The organism is Streptomyces sp. WM6386, assembly GCF_000972385.1.
In the GTDB taxonomy this organism is placed as follows: Bacteria; Actinomycetota; Actinomycetes; order Streptomycetales; family Streptomycetaceae; genus Streptomyces.
Map to the genome: position 1 here is coordinate 78,223 of NZ_JXTE01000009.1, position 18,373 is coordinate 96,595.

Annotated in this window: 14 protein-coding genes and 1 riboswitch; of the genes, 4 read left to right on the plus strand and 10 right to left on the minus strand. The window is 71.8% G+C overall.

From position 1 onward, the window contains the following. Positions 1-37: 37 nt before the first annotated feature. Positions 38-766, plus strand: coding sequence for a ZIP family metal transporter (locus tag TN53_RS07930; protein WP_046257691.1), 729 nt, complete (start codon positions 38-40; stop codon positions 764-766). Between the two features lie 26 nt (positions 767-792). Here TN53_RS07930 and cobI read toward each other — a convergent pair whose 3' ends face one another. The 10 genes from cobI to TN53_RS07980 form a co-directional block, all read right to left on the minus strand. Continuing rightward, a complete protein-coding gene (cobI, locus tag TN53_RS07935; RefSeq protein WP_046257692.1) occupies positions 793-1,539 on the minus strand; it encodes a precorrin-2 C(20)-methyltransferase in 747 nt (248 codons plus the stop codon). Beyond that, positions 1,524-3,047 (minus strand): cobyrinate a,c-diamide synthase, encoded by a 1,524-nt coding sequence (locus TN53_RS07940; protein WP_046257693.1) that lies wholly within the window; start codon positions 3,045-3,047, stop codon positions 1,524-1,526. Before TN53_RS07940 ends, cobI begins: the two co-directional genes overlap by 16 nt. Further along, entirely contained in the window at positions 3,047-3,646 is a 600-nt protein-coding gene (cobO, locus tag TN53_RS07945) for a cob(I)yrinic acid a,c-diamide adenosyltransferase (RefSeq protein ID WP_046257694.1), read from the minus strand. Before cobO ends, TN53_RS07940 begins: the two co-directional genes overlap by 1 nt. Then, positions 3,646-5,640, minus strand: coding sequence for a putative cobaltochelatase (locus TN53_RS07950; RefSeq protein WP_046257695.1), 1,995 nt, complete (start codon positions 5,638-5,640; stop codon positions 3,646-3,648). The genes cobO and TN53_RS07950 overlap by 1 nt, the downstream gene beginning before the upstream one ends. A gap of 109 nt (positions 5,641-5,749) precedes the next feature. Further along, positions 5,750-9,403 (minus strand): cobaltochelatase subunit CobN, encoded by a 3,654-nt coding sequence (cobN, locus tag TN53_RS07955; RefSeq protein WP_046257696.1) that lies wholly within the window; start codon positions 9,401-9,403, stop codon positions 5,750-5,752. Continuing rightward, on the minus strand, positions 9,400-10,911 hold the full coding sequence (locus tag TN53_RS07960) for a cobyric acid synthase (RefSeq protein WP_046257697.1): 1,512 nt from the start codon (positions 10,909-10,911) through the stop codon (positions 9,400-9,402). Before TN53_RS07960 ends, cobN begins: the two co-directional genes overlap by 4 nt. After that, positions 10,908-11,849 (minus strand): cobalamin biosynthesis protein, encoded by a 942-nt coding sequence (locus tag TN53_RS07965; protein WP_046257698.1) that lies wholly within the window; start codon positions 11,847-11,849, stop codon positions 10,908-10,910. The genes TN53_RS07960 and TN53_RS07965 overlap by 4 nt, the downstream gene beginning before the upstream one ends. A 100-nt stretch (positions 11,850-11,949) precedes the next feature. Further along, positions 11,950-12,082: riboswitch (cobalamin riboswitch) on the minus strand. A 140-nt stretch (positions 12,083-12,222) separates the two neighbouring features. Beyond that, entirely contained in the window at positions 12,223-12,444 is a 222-nt protein-coding gene (locus tag TN53_RS07970; protein WP_046257699.1) for a hypothetical protein, read from the minus strand. A gap of 34 nt (positions 12,445-12,478) precedes the next feature. After that, on the minus strand, positions 12,479-13,726 hold the full coding sequence (locus TN53_RS07975; protein WP_046257700.1) for an inorganic phosphate transporter: 1,248 nt from the start codon (positions 13,724-13,726) through the stop codon (positions 12,479-12,481). Positions 13,727-13,870: 144 nt separating this feature from the next. Beyond that, positions 13,871-14,620: a lysozyme gene (locus TN53_RS07980; RefSeq protein ID WP_046257701.1), complete on the minus strand. Its 750-nt coding sequence runs from the start codon at positions 14,618-14,620 to the stop codon at positions 13,871-13,873. A gap of 196 nt (positions 14,621-14,816) precedes the next feature. Between TN53_RS07980 and TN53_RS07985 the strand changes: the two genes are divergently transcribed. From TN53_RS07985 to TN53_RS07995, 3 genes are all read left to right on the plus strand, one after another. Then, entirely contained in the window at positions 14,817-15,548 is a 732-nt protein-coding gene (locus TN53_RS07985; protein ID WP_095046365.1) for a class II aldolase/adducin family protein, read from the plus strand. 123 nt (positions 15,549-15,671) lie between these two features. Continuing rightward, a complete protein-coding gene (locus TN53_RS07990; RefSeq protein ID WP_046257702.1) occupies positions 15,672-16,799 on the plus strand; it encodes an alpha/beta hydrolase in 1,128 nt (375 codons plus the stop codon). A 319-nt stretch (positions 16,800-17,118) separates the two neighbouring features. Next, positions 17,119-18,366: a hypothetical protein gene (locus tag TN53_RS07995; protein ID WP_046257703.1), complete on the plus strand. Its 1,248-nt coding sequence runs from the start codon at positions 17,119-17,121 to the stop codon at positions 18,364-18,366. Positions 18,367-18,373 lie beyond the last annotated feature (7 nt).

Here is an 18,373-nt window from a genome sequence, read left to right on the forward strand (position 1 = left end):
TGTGCGCGCACAGGGTCCGATCGGATACGAAGGGCCCATGGCGGTGTTCGTCGCGCTCGGCGCGTTCCTGATGACGTTGGCCGGCGGCTGGACGGCACAACGCGTCACCGACCGCCGCCACCTCGTCCTCGGCCTGGCAGGCGGCCTGATGCTGGGCGTGGTGGGCCTGGACCTGCTGCCGGAGGCGCTGGAGGCGGCGGGCACCGAGGTGTTCGGCGTACCGGCGGCACTCCTGCTGTTCGTGGCCGGCTTCCTGTTGGCCCATCTGGTGGAACGTCTGCTGGCGGTCCGCCAGGCGGCACACGGCGGAGAGGAACACGACGGCCGGGTCCCCGAGGTGGGCCTGACGGCCGCGGCCGCGATGGTCGGTCACAGCGCGATGGACGGCGTGGCGATCGGCGCGGCCTTCCAGGTCGGCGGCGGCATGGGCACGGCCGTGGCCCTGGCGGTGGTCGCCCATGACTTCGCGGACGGCTTCAACACGTACACGATCACGAGCCTGTACGGGAACGCCCGCCGCAAAGCCCTCGCGATGCTGTTCGCGGACGCGGTGGCCCCGGTGGTGGGAGCCGCGTCCACCCTGTTCCTCACCATCCCGGAGCAGGTGCTCGGCGCCTATCTGGGCTTCTTCGGCGGCGCACTGCTCTACCTGGCGGCAGCCGAGATCCTCCCCGAGGCGCACCACGAACACCCCGCCCGCTCGACCCTGCTGTGCACGGTCGCGGGCGCGGCGTTCATCTGGCTGGTGGTCGGCATCGCCGACTGAGCCTCTGACGGGCGGGCCGGGGGGTGTCACAGCTTGCCGCCCCGGCCACTATCGCGCGGGGCGGGCGCGATGAGCGTGGAGAGATAGGGAAGGGCTGCCTCGCCGAGCTCGGAGGCAGGCCGCACGGACTCCTCCGGCAGCCCGAGCGCGGACCCCCACACGGCGTCGTCGATCCGCCCGGTCTCCCGCAGCGCCTCGGCGACCTCCTGTGCCTGCCGCCCGAACTTGTACGCCACCACGGTCCCGGGCCCGGCGAGGGCCTCCTTGAGCGCCGCGGCTCCGGCGGTCACCGGCACCAGTGTCAGCGGCTCGGTCCCCTCGGTGAGCACGGCACCGGAACGGGCGGCGAGATCCTGCATGGCGGTGATGCCCGGCACGGTCTCGACGACGGTCCCCGGCATCAGCTCGGCGATGGTCTGCGCGAGATAGGTGAAGGTGGAGTACACGTTCGGATCGCCGATGGTGGCGAAGGCGACGCGGGAGTGCTCGGCGAGCAGCTGGGCGACCTGCTCCCCGGCGGCATCCCAGGCGGCCTCGCGCCGGGCCCGGTCGGTCCGCTCGTTGAGCGCGAACACGACCCGTACGACCTTCTCCTGACCCACGTAGTGCAGGACGGTGGCCTCGGCCCGCCCCCGCTCCCCAGTGTCCATCACGGGCACGACGACGACATCGGCGGCCCGCAGAGCGTTGACGCCCTTGACGGTCACCAGCTCGGGATCGCCCGGGCCCACGCCGACTCCGATCAACCTGCTGCTGCTCATGACCTCCGGCACCTCTCCACGAACCGACGGGCGACACCGGGCTGCGACGCCCAGTGCGTGTGCACATAACTCGCGTGCACCCCTTGTTGTACGAAACCTTCGACCCGCCGTTGAGGGGCGCGCACACCCCAGGCGGGAGCCGCCCCCGAGCCCGGCTCGACGACGGTCCGATGAAACTCGTGCCCGCGCATCCGGGTCCCCGCGACGGCGAGGACACTGTCACTCACGGCCACGGCATCCCGATACCCGAGCGTCAGCCGCTCGCTCATCCGCGCGGAGGCATCGAGCACCCCGCACATGGGCAGCCCGTCGAGCTCCCGGCACAGGTAGAGCAGCCCGGCACACTCGGCGGCAACGGGAGCACCGCTGAGAGCGAGCTCCCCGATGGCCTTGCGCAGCGGCTCGTTGGCGGACAGCTCGGCCGCATACACCTCGGGAAACCCACCCCCGATGACCAACCCGAGCGTGCCGTCAGGCAGTTGCTCGTCACGAAGGGGATCGAAGGGAACGACGACGGCCCCGGCGGCGGTGAGCAGCTCGGCATGCTCGGCATAGGAGAAGGTGAAGGCGGACCCACCGGCAACGGCGACCACCAGCCCTTCGGGCGTTCGGGGACGGGTGTTGCCGTCCCGATCCCCCACCCACCCGCTGGGTGCCTCGCCTGCCAATTCCAGCCCGCCCGGCGTTTGAGGACGAGGCCCTTCGGGCCGAAAGCGGGGGTCTGGGGGCGCAGCCCCCAGGGTCGGGACGGGAAGGGGCGGAGGGGGCGAAGGAGCCAGGACCTCAGCCGCATCCCAGGCCGCACAGGACAACGCACCCGCACCCCGCGCCAACCCCACCAGCGCCTCAAGATCACACCCGGCGGAAACCTGCGCGGCCATCGCCGCCACCGCGTCCACCGCCTCCGCCCGCCGCTCGGCGACCGGCACCAACCCCAGATGCCGCGAAGGCGTATCCACCTGAGCCACCCGCCGCAACACCCCGAGCACAGGCACCCCGGCCGAGTCCAACGCCTCCCGCAGCAACTCCTCATGCCGATCCGAAGCGACCTTGTTGAGGATCACGCCCCCGACCCGCACTTCGGGATCCCACGAGGCGAACCCATGCACCAGCGCCGCCACCGACCGCGACTGCGACGACGCGTCCACGACCAGCACCACCGGCGCCCGCAGCAACTTCGCCACATGAGCCGTGGACGCCAGCTCACCTTCCCCCGCGGCCCCGTCGTACAGCCCCATCACACCCTCGACGACGGCGATGTCGCACCCGCGCGCACCATGCGCGAACAACGGCCCGACCAACTCGGACCCACACAGATACGCGTCGAGATTCCGCCCCACCCGCCCGGTGGCGAGCGCGTGATACCCGGGATCGATGTAGTCAGGACCCACCTTGTGCGCAGACACGACAAGCCCCCGCGCGGCGAACGCGGCCATCAACCCCGTGGCAACGGTGGTCTTGCCGCTGCCCGACGAGGGTGCGGCGATGACCAGCCGAGGAACGGAAACGGACGAGGACATCACCACTCGATACCCCGCTGCCCCTTCTGCCCGGCATCCATGGGGTGCTTGACCTTGGACATGTCGGTCACGAGATCGGCGAAGTCGACAAGCTTCTCCGGAGCGTTCCGCCCGGTGATGACGACGTGTTGCGTGCCCGGCCGATCCCGCAGCACGGAGATCACCTCATCGGTGTCCACCCACCCCCAGTGCAGGGGATAGGCGAACTCGTCGAGCACGTACAGCTGATAGGTCTCGGCGGCCAGGTCCCGCTTGACCTGCTCCCAGCCCTCCCGGGCCTTCTCCTCGTTGTCCATCTGGGCGTCCCGCTGAACCCAGGACCACCCCTCGCCCATCTTGTGCCAGTCGACGGACCCACCCTCGCCACTGGCGCCGAGGACCCGCAGCGCGTTCTCCTCGCCGACCTTCCACTTCGCCGACTTGACGAACTGGAACACCCCGATGGGCCACCCCTGGTTCCAGGCCCGCAGCGCAAGCCCGAAGGCGGCGGTCGACTTCCCCTTGCCGATCCCCGTATGCACGACCACCAAAGGCCGATTACGACGCTGACGCGTAGTCAGACCATCGTCCGGCACCACACTCGGCTGCCCCTGAGGCATTACGCGGCCCTCCTCTGTACGTCCTTCACGAGCCCGGCGATGGAGTCCGCCCGCAGCTCGTCCAATGTGACCGCGGTACCGCCCAGTTCACCGGCGAGCTGCCCCGCCAGCCCCAACCGCACAGGCCCGGCCTCACAGTCGACGACCACGGAGGCAACTCCTTCCGCGGCGAACAGCCGAGCGGCCCGCGAGGCCAGCGCGACCGGCTCGGGCCCACCCGTGGCCCGCCCGTCGGTCACGACCACCACGAGCGCCCGCCGCGCGGGATCCCGCAGGCGCTCGACCCGCAGCACCTCATGGGCCTTCAGCAGCCCCGTAGCAAGCGGCGTCCGCCCACCGGTGGGCAACGTCTCCAGCCGAGCCGCGGCCGCGTCCACGGACGACGTCGGCGGCAACGCCACATCCGCCGCCGAACCCCGGAACGTCACCAGCCCCACCTTGTCCCGCCGCTGGTACGCGTCCAGCAGCAGCGACAGCACGGCCCCCTTCACCGCACTCATCCGCTGCCGCGCCGCCATCGACCCGGAGGCGTCCACGACGAACAGCACGAGGTTCCCCTCACGCCCCTCCCGCGTCGCCTGCCGCAGATCGTCCCGGCGCAGCACGAGGCCGGGTCCGGACCGCCCGCGCGCCCGCTGATGAGGGGCGGCGGCCTGGACCGTCGCGGCCAGGTGCAGCTTGGTCAGCGTCCCCCGGGGCCGTCGCGCACCGGTCGTCCGCCCGTGCTCGGTCCGCGCCCGCGAACGCCGCCCGGCGGCCCCGTCCCCGAGCCCCGGCACACTGAGCACCTTGGTACGGAAGGGCTCGGCGGCCCGTACGGCGGACTGCTCACCCGCACCGGCACCGCCGGCCTGCGGCTCACCACCCTCACCTGCCTCGGGCTGCGCACCGGAGCCACCGTCGTCCTGCGACCCCTCGGAGGGCGGCTGACCGCCACCGCCACCGGGCCCGTCCGGATCGGGATCCTCGTCGCCCTCGCCCTCGCCGGAGAACTCCTCCAGCGTCTCGTCGAGCTTGTCCTCGTCAAGTCCCGGCGCGTCAAAGGGATTGCGCCGACGCCGATGCGGCAGCGCGAGCAGCGCGGCCTGCCGCACATCCTCCGCGAGCACCTCGGTCCGCCCGGCCCAGGCCGCCAGCGCGGTGGCCGTCCGGGCCATCACGATGTCGGCCCGCATCCCGTCCACCTCGAACGCCGCGCAGGTCGCCGCGATCTGCCGCAGCGCACCGTCCCCGAGGCGCACTGACGGCAACAACTCCCGCGCGCCGACGATCCGTTGCCGTACAGACACTTCCTCGTCCGCCCAACGCGCAGCGAAGGACGCCGGATCGTCGTCGTACGCCAGCCGCCGCCGTACGACCTCCACCCGCTGGTCCGGCTCCCGCGAGGCCGCGACCTCGACGGTCAGCCCGAACCGGTCGAGCAACTGCGGCCGCAGTTCGCCCTCTTCGGGGTTCATGGTGCCGACGAGCAGGAACTTCGAGGCGTGCCGTACGGAGACACCTTCACGCTCGACGTACGACGCGCCCATCGCCGCCGCGTCCAGCAGCAGGTCGACCAGGTGGTCGTGGAGCAGGTTGACCTCGTCGACGTAGAGGATGCCGCGGTGCGCGTCCGCGAGAAGGCCCGGCTCGAAGGACTTCACGCCCTCGGCGAGCGCCCGCTCGATGTCGAGCGCCCCGACGAGCCGGTCCTCGGAGGCGCCGACGGGGAGCTCGACCATGCGGGCAGGTCGCTCGACGCCGTTACCGGGCTCGTGCGGCCCGTCCGGGCAGGCGGGGTCCGGCTTGGCCGGGTCACAGGAGAAACGGCACCCGGCAACGACCGGCACCTGCGGCAGCAACGCCGAAAGCGCCCGCACGGCCGTGGACTTGGCCGTGCCCTTCTCACCGCGCACCAGCACACCGCCGACCGCCGGGCTCACCGCGTTGATGAGCAGCGCCAAGCGGAGGCTGTCCTGTCCGACGAGGGCAGTAAAGGGATAGGGCGTGCTCACGCGGTGATCACTCCTTCGGGGGATTCATGGCAGAACGACTCGCAGCCAAGCCGCGGCCCCGTCATGGTCGAAGCCTGCTCCCCGCAGACGCGGGGGTTTACCAGGGCGCTCATGCGTCGCCCTCCAGATCTCCCTCAAGCTCGAGGTAGGTGGCGCGCAGCCGCTCCAGCGTCTCCGCGTCCGGCTCGGCCCACAGGCCACGGTCGGCGGCCTCAAGCAGCCGCTCCGTAATGCCGCGCAGCGCCCACGGGTTGGACTTCTTCATGAAGTCCCGGTTCTCCGGGTCGAAGACGTACTCGGCGCTGAGCTTCTCGTACATCCAGTCGTCGACCACGCCCGCCGTGGCGTCGTAACCGAAGAGGTAGTCGACGGTCGCCGCCATCTCGAAGGCGCCCTTGTAGCCGTGCCGGCGCATGGCCGCCATCCAGCGCGGGTTGACCACACGGGCGCGGAAGACCCGGTGGGTCTCCTCGCCGAGGGTGCGGGTCCTCACCTGGTCCGGGGTGGCCGAATCGCCCACGTACGCCTCGGGGTTGGCTCCCGTGAGATGGCGGACCATGGCGACCATGCCGCCGTGGTACTGGAAGTAGTCGTCGGCGTCGACGAGGTCGTGCTCGCGGGTGTCGACGTTCTTCGCGGCGACGTTGATGCGCTTGAACGCGGTCTCCATGTCCCCGCGCGCCGCCCGTCCGCCGAGTCCGCGCCCGTAGGCGTAACCGCCCCAGACGGCGTACACCTCGGCGAGGTCCGCGTCCGACCGCCAGTTCCGCGCGTCGATCAGAGGCAGCAGACCCGCGCCGTACGCACCCGGCTTGGAGCCGAAGATACGGGCCGTCGCGCGCCGCCGGTCACCGTGCTCGGCGGTGTCCTCGTCGGCGTGGGCCTTGACGAAGTTCCGGTCGGCGGGCTCGTCCAGCTCGGCCACCTTGCGGACGGCGTCGTCGATCAGCGCGATCACATGCGGGAACGCGTCCCGGAAGAAGCCGGAGATACGGACCGTCACGTCGATACGGGGACGGCCCAGCTCCTCCAGGCCGACGATCTCGAAGCCGGTCACCCGGCGCGAGGCCTCGTCCCACACCGGGCGGCAGCCCAGCAGCGCGAGGATCTCGGCGATGTCGTCGCCCTGGGTGCGCATCGCGGAGGTACCCCAGACCGTCAGGCCGACGGACTTGGGGTACTCGCCGGTGTCCTGGAGGTACCGCTGCACCAGCGAGTCGGCGAGCGACTGCCCGACCTCCCAACTCAGCCTGGACGGAATGGCCTTGGGGTCGACCGAGTAGAAGTTGCGGCCGGTCGGGAGCACGTTGACGAGACCGCGGGTGGGGGAGCCGGACGGACCGGCGGGGACGTAACCGCCGTTGAGCGCCTTGAGGATGTGGTCGATCTCGTCGGTGGTCTTCGCCAGACGCGGTACTACCTCGGCGCAGGCGAACTCCAACACCGCGACCGCGTCCGGGAGTTCCGTGCCGAGCACACCACGGACGAGAGCCGGGACGACCGAGACGTCCCAGTCCCGCGCCTCCATCCCCTCCGCGACCCGCCGGCACAGCTGCTCCAGCAGGTCGATCGCGTCGGCCGCCGTACGCGAGGGGCCCTCGACGAGGTCGGAGAGCTCCACCGGCACCTTCACCGGCGCCCCGGGCTCGGCGAGCAACTCCTTCTCGACCAGCCCGAAATGGGCCGCGAAGGAGGCCCGCAGACCCGGCAGCGCGTTCGCCTGCCCGCCCCACACCTGCGAGGCGCGCAGCACGGCGAGCACGAGGTTGACCCGTGCCTCGTCGACCGGGCCCCCGCCGAGGATGTGCAGACCGTCGCGGATCTGCACGTCCTTGATCTCGCACAGATAGCCGTCGATGTGCATGACGAACTCGTCGAAGGCGTCGTCGTCCGGCTGGTCCTCGACATGCAGGTCGTGATGGAGCTCGGCCGCCTTCACCAGCGTCCAGATCTGCGCCCGCACGGCCGGTGCCTTTGTCGGGTCCAGGTCGGAGACGAGCGCGTACTCGTCGAGGAGCTGCTCCAGCTTGGCCAGGTCGCCGTACGTGTCCGCACGCGCCATGGGCGGGACGAGGTGGTCGACGACGGTGGCGTGCCCGCGGCGCTTGGCCTGGGTGCCCTCACCGGGGTCGTTGACGATGAAGGGGTAGACGAGCGGCAGCTCACCGAGGACGGCGTCCGGCGCGCAGCCCCCGCTGAGACCGAGGCCCTTGCCGGGCAGCCACTCCATCGTGCCGTGCTTGCCCATGTGGACGACGGCGTCGGCGCCGAAGCTGTTGTCCAGCCACCGGTAGGCGGCCATGTAGTGGTGCGACGGCGGCATGTCGGGGTCGTGGTAGATCGCGATCGGGTTCTCACCGAAGCCGCGCGGCGGCTGGATCATCACGACGACGTTCCCGAACTGGAGGGAGGCGAGCACGATGTCGTCGCCGTCGACGTACAGGTTGCCCGGCGGCTCGCCCCAGGCCTCCAGCATGCCGTCCCGCAGCTCCGGGTCGAGCTTGTCGAACCACGCCCGGTAGTCGGCCAGCGGCACGCGCGCGGGCGCGGCGGCCAGCTGCTCCTCGGTGAGCCACTCCACGTCGTGGCCACCGGCGTTGATGAGCCGGTGGATCAGCTCGTCGCCGTTGTCGGGGTGCCCCTCGACGACGTAACCGGCGTCCCGGAGCGCGTCCAGGACCCGCACCGCCGACGCGGGCGTGTCGAGTCCCACCGCGTTGCCGACGCGCGAGTGCTTGGTCGGGTACGCGGTGAAGACGAGCGCGAGCCTCTTCTCGGCGTTCGGCTTGTGCTTCAACCGGGCGTGCCGTACGGCGATCCCGGCGACGCGCGCGGCCCGCTCGGGGTCGGCGACGTAGACCGGGACATCGTCCGGACCCTGCTCCTTGAAGGAGAAGGGAACCGTGATCAGCCGTCCGTCGAACTCGGGGATCGCGACCTGCATCGCCGCGTCCATGGGGGAGAGGGCGGCATCGGACTCGTCCCAGGCGGCCTTGGACGACGTGAGGCAGAGTCCTTGCAGCACCGGTACGTTCAGGTCGGCCAGTGCCCCGATGTCCCAGGCCTCCTCGTCACCGCCCGCCGAGGCCTGCGAGGCGTGGGTGCCGCCGGCGGCGAGGACGGTGGCGACGAGGGCGTCGGCCTTGGTCAGCAGTTCGTAGAACTCCGCGTCGGCCCCGCGCAGCGAACCGCAGTACACGGGAAGGGCGTTGGCGCCGCGTGCCTCGACGGCGTCGCAGAGGGTGTCCACGAAGGCGGTGTTGCCGCTGAGTTCATGGGCCCGGTAGAAGAGCACGCCGATGGTCGGGCGGCCTTCCACGAAGTTCCGCTCGCCGTGGACGCCGTACTCCGGCATCTTCTGCGGCTCGACGAACCCCTCGCCGGTCAGCAGCACGGTGTCGGACAGGAACCGGGCCAGCTCGGTCAGGTTGGCGGGCCCGCCCTCGACGAGGTATCTGAGCGCCTCGGCCACGACACCGGCCGGCACCGACGACTCGGCCATCAACTCGGCGTCGGGAACGCTCTCTCCGCCCAGCAGCACGGTCGGGACACCGGCGGCCTTCAGTGCGGCCAGCCCGTCCTCCCAGGCACGCTTGCCGCCGAGCAGTCGTACGACGGCGATGTCGGCGCCCTCGACGAGCGCGGGCAGTTCCTCCGCGACGTCCACGCGGGTCGGGTTGCCGATCCGGTAGTCGGCACCGGAAGCGGCGCGGGCCGCCAGCAGGTCCGTGTCGGCGGTCGACAACAACAACACAGTGCTCATGCAGGCGCTCCCGGTGGAATGAAAGGCAGTCCTTGCGGCGCGCCGGACTCGATGAGCCGCCACAGCGCGTCGGTGTCCGCGTGTTGTTCGATGAGGTCGCCGAGCCGGTCGAGCTGCTCCTCGCGCAGCGCGGCGAACGACGTGTCCGGGGCCGGCACGAAGCGGCGGCCCGCGGCGGCCGCCACCTCGCGCAGGAAGGCCCGCCGGAATCCGTCCGACTCCAGCGAGCCGTGCCAGTGGGTGCCCCAGGTCTGGCCGACCCGGCAGCCGTCCAGGAAGGGTGTGCCCCCACTGATGTCGGCGACCCCGTGATGGATCTCGTACCCGGCGACGTGCTCGCCGAGGGCTTCGCCTTCCGGCCGGGTGAGGGTCTTCTCGCGGGCGAACCGCACCCGCACGGGCAGCACGCCGAGCCCCTCGACATGACCGCGTCGGCTCTCGACCTCGTCCTCGATGTGCTCACCGAGGACCTGGAAGCCACCGCAGATACCGAGGACCGGCCGCTGCTCGGCGACCCTGCGCTCGATGGCCTGCGCAAGTCCCCGCTCCCGCAGCCACTCCAGCGCCCGGACCGTCCCGCGGGTCCCCGGGATCACCACGAGGTCGGCGTCGGCCAGCTCCTCCGGCCGGTCCACGAACCGCACGACGACGCCCGGTTCGGCGGCGAGGGCGTCCACGTCGGTGAAGTTGGACATGAGCGGAATCGCGCAGACGGCGACCCGCAGCACGTCCTCGCCGACGGGCGGGGCCGTGTTCGACTCCCGTACGGTCCCCCGCAGGGAGACCCGGAGCCCGTCCTCCTCGTCGATGCCGAGCCCGTGCCGGAAGGGCAGCACGCCGTACGTGTGCCGCCCGGTGAGGCCGTGGAGCATGTCGAGCCCGGGCTCCAGGAGGCTGACATCGCCGCGGAACTTGTTCACGAGGAACCCGGCGACCAGGGCCTGGTCCTCCGGCGAGAGCAGCGCGACGGTCCCGAAGAAGGAGGCGAAGACGCCCCCGCGGTCGATGTCGCCGACGACGAGGACAGGAAGCCGGGCATTCCTGGCGATGCCCATGTTGACGATGTCGGTCCGCCGCAGATTGATCTCGGCAGGACTGCCGGCCCCCTCACAGATCACCGCGTCATACGTGCCCCGCAGTTCGGCGAGACAGTCCAGCACGGTGCCGAGCAACTGCTGCCGGCGTCCCCCGTGATACCCGCGCGCACTGAGCTCACCGACCGGCTTGCCGAGCAGCACGACCTGACTGCTCTGCTCGCCACCCGGCTTCAGCAGCACGGGATTCATGAGCGCGGTCGGCTCGACACGGCAGGCCTGGGCCTGCATGGCCTGCGCCCGCCCGATCTCGGCACCCTCGCGGGTCACGAACGAATTGAGGGACATGTTCTGCGCCTTGAAGGGCGCGACCTTGACCCCCTGCCGTACCAGCCACCGGCAGATCCCGGCGGTGACGACGCTCTTGCCCGCGTCGGAGGTGGTACCGGCGACGAGCAGCCCACCGCCGCTCATGACGCACGCGCCGTGAGAGCGGCCCGCGCGGCGACACTGACGCAGAGCGCGAGCAGACCGACGCGACGGGACAGCCGTACGGCCCGCTCGATGTCGTGGACCTCCACGGAACGCCCCTCCTGGTTCAGCACGGGCCGGTGCTCGACGCGCCCCGCATACGACAAGGTCCCGCCGAGCCGCACGCCCAGGGCCCCCGCGAACGAGGCCTCCACGGGCCCGGCGTTGGGGCTCGGATGCCGGCCGGCATCGGCACGCCAGGCTCGTACGGCCCCCCGCGGATCGCTCCCGGCGACAGCGGCGAGTACGGCGGTCAGCCGAGCCCCCGGCCACCCGGCGACGTCGTCCAGCCGCGCCGAAGCCCAGCCGTAGCGCCGATGACGCGGCGACTTGTGCCCGACCATGGCGTCAAGGGTGTTGACGGCGCGGAAGCCGAGCAGCCCGGGCACTCCACCGACGGCCCCCCACACCAGGGCCCCCACGACGGCGTCGGAGGTGTTCTCGGCGACGGACTCGACCACCGCCCGGGCGATCCCGTCGGCGTCGAGGGCCTGCGGATCCCGCCCGCACAGATGAGGCAGCCGCTCCCGCGCCGCCTCGACGTCCCCGACTCCCAGGGCACGTCCGATGGTTCGTGCCTCGCGTACGAGTGAGGTGCCGCCCACGACGGCCCAGGTGGCGACACCGGTCAGCGCGACGGAGGCGGCCGGGGAGGGACGTACGGCTTTCTGCGCCACGGCACCGAGCACGACGGCGCCCCCGGCACACACCGCGGTGTGCAGGGCCCCCCGACCCCGGTGGTCCCGCCACAACACCCGCTCCACGGCAGCCGCGGCCCGCCCGAACACGGCGACCGGATGCCCCCGGCGTGGATCACCGAGCAGCAGGTCCCCGAGAAGTCCGGCGGCGGCGCCGTACGCGAAGACGCGATCGGCACGCATCGGCTCAGCCGGCCGTGGCGTCGGGCAGCGATCCGGTGCTGTGTCTCAAACGGCAGGCGAGCATGGCGATATGTCCTCACTCAGGGTGTCCGCGCCCTGGTTCGACGAGACCGACGACGAGAGTTCCTGGCTCCCGGGGCTACCTACCCCGGTGACAGTGGCGGGACCGCGCCGGACTTCCACCGGCTTCCTCTTCTGCCGTCGTACATGGCCCCGGCAGTCCACCACGGGCCCGGAAGGGCCGTCAACTTGCCGTTGACCTGGGACGGGAGAGTGTGCTGAGGCCCACACACGAGGGGTTGCGGGCGTGACGAAAACGTGGGGTGCGGGACGGTGAACCGTCCCGCACCCCACGGGGTGTTCGCTCGTCGCGTCAGGCGACGATCAGATAGATCCCGTACGTCACCGCCGCCGCGCAGGCCGCGAAGCAGGCGTACGCGCCGGTGACCGCGAGAGACGCGGATCCGCCCTGTGCGGTGGCCCGTTCCTGGCGGGAGAGGCCCATGATGCCGAGGGTGAACAGGGCCACGAGGGCCACGGTGACCACGAGGCTGACGCCGAAGACGGAGCCCAGCGCTTCCCAGTCGATCTTCATGTCGGTGATTCCTTCGTTCCTGGGTGCGGCGGGCTCAGACGGCGGCCGGCGGAGCGGCGGGCTCCGGGGCTGCGGTCGGGGCCGGGGCCGGGATCGTGGCCGTGAGGTCCTCGGTCACCGTGCCCGCCGGGGGAGGGGTGACCGCGGCGATCGCCGTCGTCACCACGCCGGCCGGCTCCTCGTCGCTGTCGTTGACGTTCGTGTGGTCGATGACCTCGCGGCGCGAGAGCTTCCAGATCGCCGCGCTGGAGGCGATCAGGAAGACCGCCACGACCGCCGTGCCCCAGTCGCCGAGGCCGGTGACCCACTCCGCCAGTGCGCCCACCAGGGCCGCGGCCGGCAGGGTCAGGCCCCACGCCACGAACATCCGCGTCGCCGTGGACCAGCGGACGACGCCGCCCTTGCGGCCGAGGCCCGCGCCCATCACCGCACCCGAGACCGAGTGCGTGGTGGAGAGGGAGAAACCGAGGTGCGAGGAGGCCAGGATGACCGTGGCCGCGCTGGTCTGGGCGGCGAAGCCCTGCTGCGGCTGGAGGTCGGTCAGACCCTTGCCCATCGTGCGGATGATGCGCCAGCCGCCGAGGTAGGTGCCGAGCGCGATGGCGAGACCGGCGGAGAGGATGACCCAGGTGGGCGGGTCGGAGTCGGGAGCGACGGCGCCGCCGGCGACCAGGGCCAGGGTGATGATGCCCATCGTCTTCTGCGCGTCGTTCGTGCCGTGGGCCAGCGAGACCAGGCCCGCCGAGGCGATCTGGCCGGCGCGGAAGCCCTTCGCGGCGGCCTTGCCGTCGGCCTTCTTGCCCATGGAGTAGGAGAGGCGGGTCGCGAGCATCGCGGCGAGGCCCGCGACGATGGGCGCCGCGATCGCCGGGATCAGGACCTTGGTGACCAGGACGTCACCGTGGACCGCGCCCATGCCCGCCGAGGCGATGGTGGCGCCGATCAGACCGCCCATGAGGGCGTGCGAGGAGCTGGAGGGGAGTCCGACCAGCCAGGTCAGCAGGTTCCAGAGGATCGCGCCCACCAGGGCCGCGAAGATCACCTCGGGATGGATGCCGCTCTCGTCGACGAGACCCTTGGAGATCGTGTTGGCGACCTCCACGGAGAGAAACGCGCCCACAAGGTTCAGCACGGCGGACATGGCCACCGCGACCTTGGGCTTGAGTGCACCGGTCGAGATGGTCGTGGCCATCGCGTTGGCGGTGTCGTGAAAACCGTTCGTGAAATCGAACGCAAGTGCGGTTACTACCACAATCGCGAGGATCAGCGAGAAGTTTTCCATTTACCCAGGCAATCGTTCGAGCGTCATTGGCTGGTCGAACGTAGGTAACCAGGGTGAACGGAAGATGAACTGAGGCGGGCCGCACGGTGTATGGAATCGAGGGTTTCCCCTCCGATCCTCCAGTGCGGCCCGACCGCCGCACGGTTAGGAGCCCCGGGCGAACTTCTTCAGCTGTGCCAGGGACCCGTTGAAGAGATTCTGATCACCCGGCAGGCTGCCGCTGTTGTCGTACTGCCAGATGGTCCAGAACCCCCAACCGTTCGGCAGTGCCCCGGCGTCCGCCGAGTTGTAGCGGGCCACCCACAGTGCGTGGTTCGAGGCGAAGGCGCCGCTGCCGCCGGTGCAGGTGTTCCACCAGTGGGCGGTCGTGTAGATCACCGGGCGGCGCCCGGTCAGCCGCTTCACCTCGTTGCTGAAGGACTTGATCCAGCTGACCATCCTGGCCTTCTTGAGGCCGTAGCACTTGTGCTTGCTGTCGTACGGGTTGTACTCGATGTCGAGCGCGGGCGGCAGCGTCCAGCCGTCCGCGCTCCAGCCGCCGCCGTTGCGGACGAAGTGCGCCGCCTGTGTCTTGCCCGACGACTTGTTCGGCAGGGCGAAGTGGTAGGCCCCGCGGATCAGGCCCGCGTTGCGCGCGCCGTTGTACTGCTGGTCGAAGTACGGGTTGCGGTAGCTGTGCGACTCGGTCGCCTTGACGTAGACGAACTTCGCCCCCTTGGACTTCGCCTTCTGCCAGTCGACGTTCTTCTGATGCGAGGAGACGTCGTGCCCCTTGGGTTTACCGGCCGCCGAAGCCGGAAACTCGGCCAGCGCGGTCCCCGCGAGGGTGAGCGCTGCCACGGACGCGGCAAGGACGCGGCCGCGGTGACGGGAAGGTTTGCGATCACGGGCCATATTTCCCCCCGGAATGGCGACGTGCACGACGAAACAGGCAGAGATTACTGGAAGATCCGCGCATGTTCGGCGCTCTACGGCCAAGCCGCGGCGAAGGGGGAAGTATCCGCATTTGCGACCTTCCGGACGCCTGGCCTCCGCCCTAAAGTGCCCCCGCCCGGCCGCGTTCGGCGGCCCCACCTGACAGGATCGCGGCATGGGTGAGCAGCGACGCGACCAGCGGGACGGACGGGGCGCCGGAGAGGGCACACAGGATGTGCCGGAGCCGTGGAAGCGGAGTGTGCGCGCCGAGGAGGTGCCCGCCTGGGAGGAACTGGTCGCGACCGCCCGCCGCACCGTCTCCGACGGACTCGTCGTCGGCACCTCCGGCAATGTCTCCGTACGCGTCGGCGACACAGTGCTGGTCACGCCCTCGGGTGTCCCCTACGACCGGCTGACGCCGGACGACGTGACCGGCGTCGACCTCGACGGCCGCCCGGTCCTCGGCCGGCTCGTCCCGACGAGCGAACTCCCCATGCACCTCGCGATCTACCGCACCACCGACGCCGGCGCCGTCGTCCACACCCACGCCGTCCACGCGACGGCCGTCTCGACGCTCGTCCCGGAGCTCCCGGCGATCCACTACATGTCCGGCGCCCTCGGCGGCGCTGTCCGGGTTGCCCCGTATGCGACGTACGGCACCCAGGAGTTGGCCGAGAACATGCTCCACGCCCTCGTCGACCGCACCGGTTGCCTCCTGCGCAACCACGGCACGATCGCCTACGGCACCACCCTGGACCAGGCCTACGACCGCACCGCCCAGCTGGAGTGGATGTGTCGTCTGTGGCTGACGGCGTCCTCCGTGCCGGGCCTCACCCCGGCCCTGCTGTCGCAGGAACAGGTGGCGGAGGCGGGGGAGCGGCTACGGGGGTACGGGCAGCGCGGGTGACGCGGGTCCGTGGGCGCCCGGCCGTCCCGGCGATGACCGGGCCCGGCGGCGGCGAACTGTCCCGCATCACTCCGAATCGTCCTCCCACTGGCCCGTGACCGGGTCCGCCAGGACACTGGACGGGTGCGCACTGTCAAAGCGACGGCCGCAGCCGTCACCATGGCCCTGGCCGCCGGCGCCGCGAGCGTCGCCGCGGGACGACTCGCCAGCGACGCCGCGCTGAAGGCGCCCCCGGGCCGTCCCCTGCCGGGCGAACCCCGGCTCACCGTGCACGCCACGGCCGCCGGCCAGGTCGCGCTCACCCGCGACCTGGCAGCCCTGCGCCCCGGCACCTACGGCCTCCTCGGCGACACCACCCACGCGGTCGTCGGCCCCGTCCTCGGCACCGCGTCCCACTCCGCCGACACCGTCGTACGCCGCCTGGAACGTGTCACACACGGCACCCTGCGACCCGGCGACAAGGTGTGGTTCACCCCGAACACCCACACCGGCGACCCCGGATCCGCCCTGGGCCTCGACCACGAGGACGTCGAGATCCCGGGCGAACTCGGCGCCCTGCCCGCCTGGTTCGTCCCCGGCGTACGCAGTACGTGGGTCATCTCCGTGCACGGCCTCGGCACCACCCGCGAACTCTCCCTGAACGTCATGGAGTTCCTCGCGAGCCGTCGCTTCCCGGTACTCGCCCTCGCCTACCGCGGCGACCTCGGCGCGCCCCGCCCGCCGGACGGGCTGGGCCACCTCGGCGAGACCGAGTGGCGCGACCTGGACGCGGCGATCCGCTACGCCGTCCGAAACGGCGCCAGGAAGGTCGTCCTGCACGGCTGGTCCACCGGCGCCACCATGGCGCTGCGCGCCGCCGCCCACTCCGGGGTCCGCGACCGCCTCTCCGGATTGATCCTGGACTCCCCGGTCCTCAGCTGGCAGACCACCCTGCGCGCCCTCGCCGGCGCCCGCCGCACCCCCGGCGCCCTGCTGCCGCTCGCCGTCCGCGCCGCCCAGGGCCGCACCGGACTGCACTCCGACGCCGCCGCCGAGGGCGCCGACCCGGACCTCCTCAAGGTGCCCACCCTGATCGTCCACGGCCCCGACGACACGATCGCCCCCTGGACCCTCTCGCGCCGTCTCGCCGCCGCCCGCCCCAACCTGATCGCCCTCCACACCGTCCGGCACGCACCGCACGGAGCCATGTGGAACGCCGACCCCATGGGGTACGAAGAGGCGCTCCGCCGCTTTCTGACCCCGCTGATGTAACGACCGCCGACGGCACCCGGCAGACACATCCACCGGTTCCGTTTAAGGGCGTACTACTGGCCAGTTTCCGGTCCCCGGCCGCCCGCCGGGACCCCTGCGTCGGCCATCCCCGTAGCCCGCCGTTACATTCCGTTTGGGTTTTCGGACCGTCAACCGGAAGACTGCACCCGTGACGTCCCGTATCCCGCGCGACTCCAGGCTTCGACTCGTCCGACCGCGACCCCTGGCCGCCGCCCCCCGAGCGATGACCCAGCGGCCCTCGCGCCGCCCTGCACCCCGCCCCCCGGAGGGCACCCCGGCCCAGGCCGAGCTGGCCAGAATGGCGCGCTCCCTCCTGGCCGGCGCCGCCCGCGTCGCCCACTGGGCCGACGCCGCCCTGGGCCCCGGCCGGGACGCCGGGCAGCACGACGGCCAGGCCACCCTGTCCGACGCCAGCGCCGAACAGGCCGCGGCCTCTCTGGGGCTGAGCACGGCTCAGGTGCGTGCCGAGTGGGACACCGCCCGGCTCGCCGGGCTGATCGAGGTGCACGGCGACAGCGCCCGCCCCGGCTGGCGCCTGCGCGCCTGGGACCGCGACGACAGCGCCGTCCTGCGCGGCTGGGTCGCTCTCTTCGACGCCTGGTCGCTCGCCCACCCGGAACCCGCGGAGCACGAGGGCGCCACGGTCGCCGAGGTCGTCTCCGCCATGCCGCAGGTGCTCTCCTTCCTCCAGCTCTCCGCGGGGCCCGTGCCCGTGGAACAGCTGCTGGACCTCCTGGAGCAGCGGGTCACCGAACTGCGCACCGAACGCTGCGAGATCCCCTACGGTCCGCAGCCCGACCCGGACCAGGCACAGCCCCGGGACACCCCGCTCGCCCCCCTCCTCGACTGGGCCCTGCACGCCCTCGCCTCCGTCGGCGCCCTCACCTACGGCGACGCGCAGGCCACGCTGACCCCGCTCGGCAGCTGGGCGGTCTGGGTCAAGCTGGAGCAGATCTGCGTCGCCGCGCAGAGCCCCGCCGGCAACATCGAGGCCGTCGCCGAGGAGATGCTCCGCGGCTGTGCCCAGCTCCGCCCCAAGGCGGCCCGCGACGAGTACCGGGCCTGGCTCGCCGCCCGCCCGGTCGGCAGCGCGGTCACCGAGCTCCTCGGCGCCGCCCGCGGCGAGGACGCCCTGCTGCGCGGCCTCGCCTTCGAGGCGCTGCGGGTCGTCGGCGCCCCCGCCGAGCCCGATGTGCGCGCGGTGGCCGACGAGCCGACCCTGCGGCCGTACGCCCTGCTGTGGCTCGCCGTGCACGACGGCGCCGACCCGGAGGATGCCCACGAGGTGCTCACCCGGGAGGAGGCCACCTGGCTGTGGGTCGACACCGCCGCCGCCGTCGCCGACCACGGGGAGGCCCCGCTGCTGGTGCGGCATCTGGAGTCCGCGGTGCAGCCGACCGTGCCCATGCTGCTCGACGAGGTGCGCGCCGTCGGTCACCCCCGCACGGTGCAGGTCCTGGTGGCGCTCGCCGCCGCCCACCCCGACCCCGCGCTGGCCAAGGCGGTCCGCCGGGCGGCCTTCCAGGTGCACACCGGGGGCAGCTGACGGCGGG

Excerpts from the sequence above, each read along its gene's own strand:
- TN53_RS07980 (WP_046257701.1), bottom strand. The coding sequence starts at position 14,620 with ATGGCCCGTGATCGCAAACCTTCCCGTCACCGCGGCCGCGTCCTTGCC.
- TN53_RS07995 (WP_046257703.1), top strand. The coding sequence starts at position 17,119 with ATGGCGCGCTCCCTCCTGGCCGGCGCCGCCCGCGTCGCCCACTGGGCC.
- cobN (WP_046257696.1), bottom strand. The coding sequence starts at position 9,403 with ATGAGCACTGTGTTGTTGTTGTCGACCGCCGACACGGACCTGCTGGCG.
- TN53_RS07960 (WP_046257697.1), bottom strand. The coding sequence starts at position 10,911 with ATGAGCGGCGGTGGGCTGCTCGTCGCCGGTACCACCTCCGACGCGGGC.
- TN53_RS07975 (WP_046257700.1), bottom strand. The coding sequence starts at position 13,726 with ATGGAAAACTTCTCGCTGATCCTCGCGATTGTGGTAGTAACCGCACTT.
- TN53_RS07930 (WP_046257691.1), top strand. The coding sequence starts at position 38 with ATGGCGGTGTTCGTCGCGCTCGGCGCGTTCCTGATGACGTTGGCCGGC.
- TN53_RS07985 (WP_095046365.1), top strand. The coding sequence starts at position 14,817 with ATGGGTGAGCAGCGACGCGACCAGCGGGACGGACGGGGCGCCGGAGAG.
- cobO (WP_046257694.1), bottom strand. The coding sequence starts at position 3,646 with ATGCCTCAGGGGCAGCCGAGTGTGGTGCCGGACGATGGTCTGACTACG.
- TN53_RS07940 (WP_046257693.1), bottom strand. The coding sequence starts at position 3,047 with ATGTCCTCGTCCGTTTCCGTTCCTCGGCTGGTCATCGCCGCACCCTCG.
- TN53_RS07965 (WP_046257698.1), bottom strand. The coding sequence starts at position 11,849 with ATGCGTGCCGATCGCGTCTTCGCGTACGGCGCCGCCGCCGGACTTCTC.
- TN53_RS07970 (WP_046257699.1), bottom strand. The coding sequence starts at position 12,444 with ATGAAGATCGACTGGGAAGCGCTGGGCTCCGTCTTCGGCGTCAGCCTC.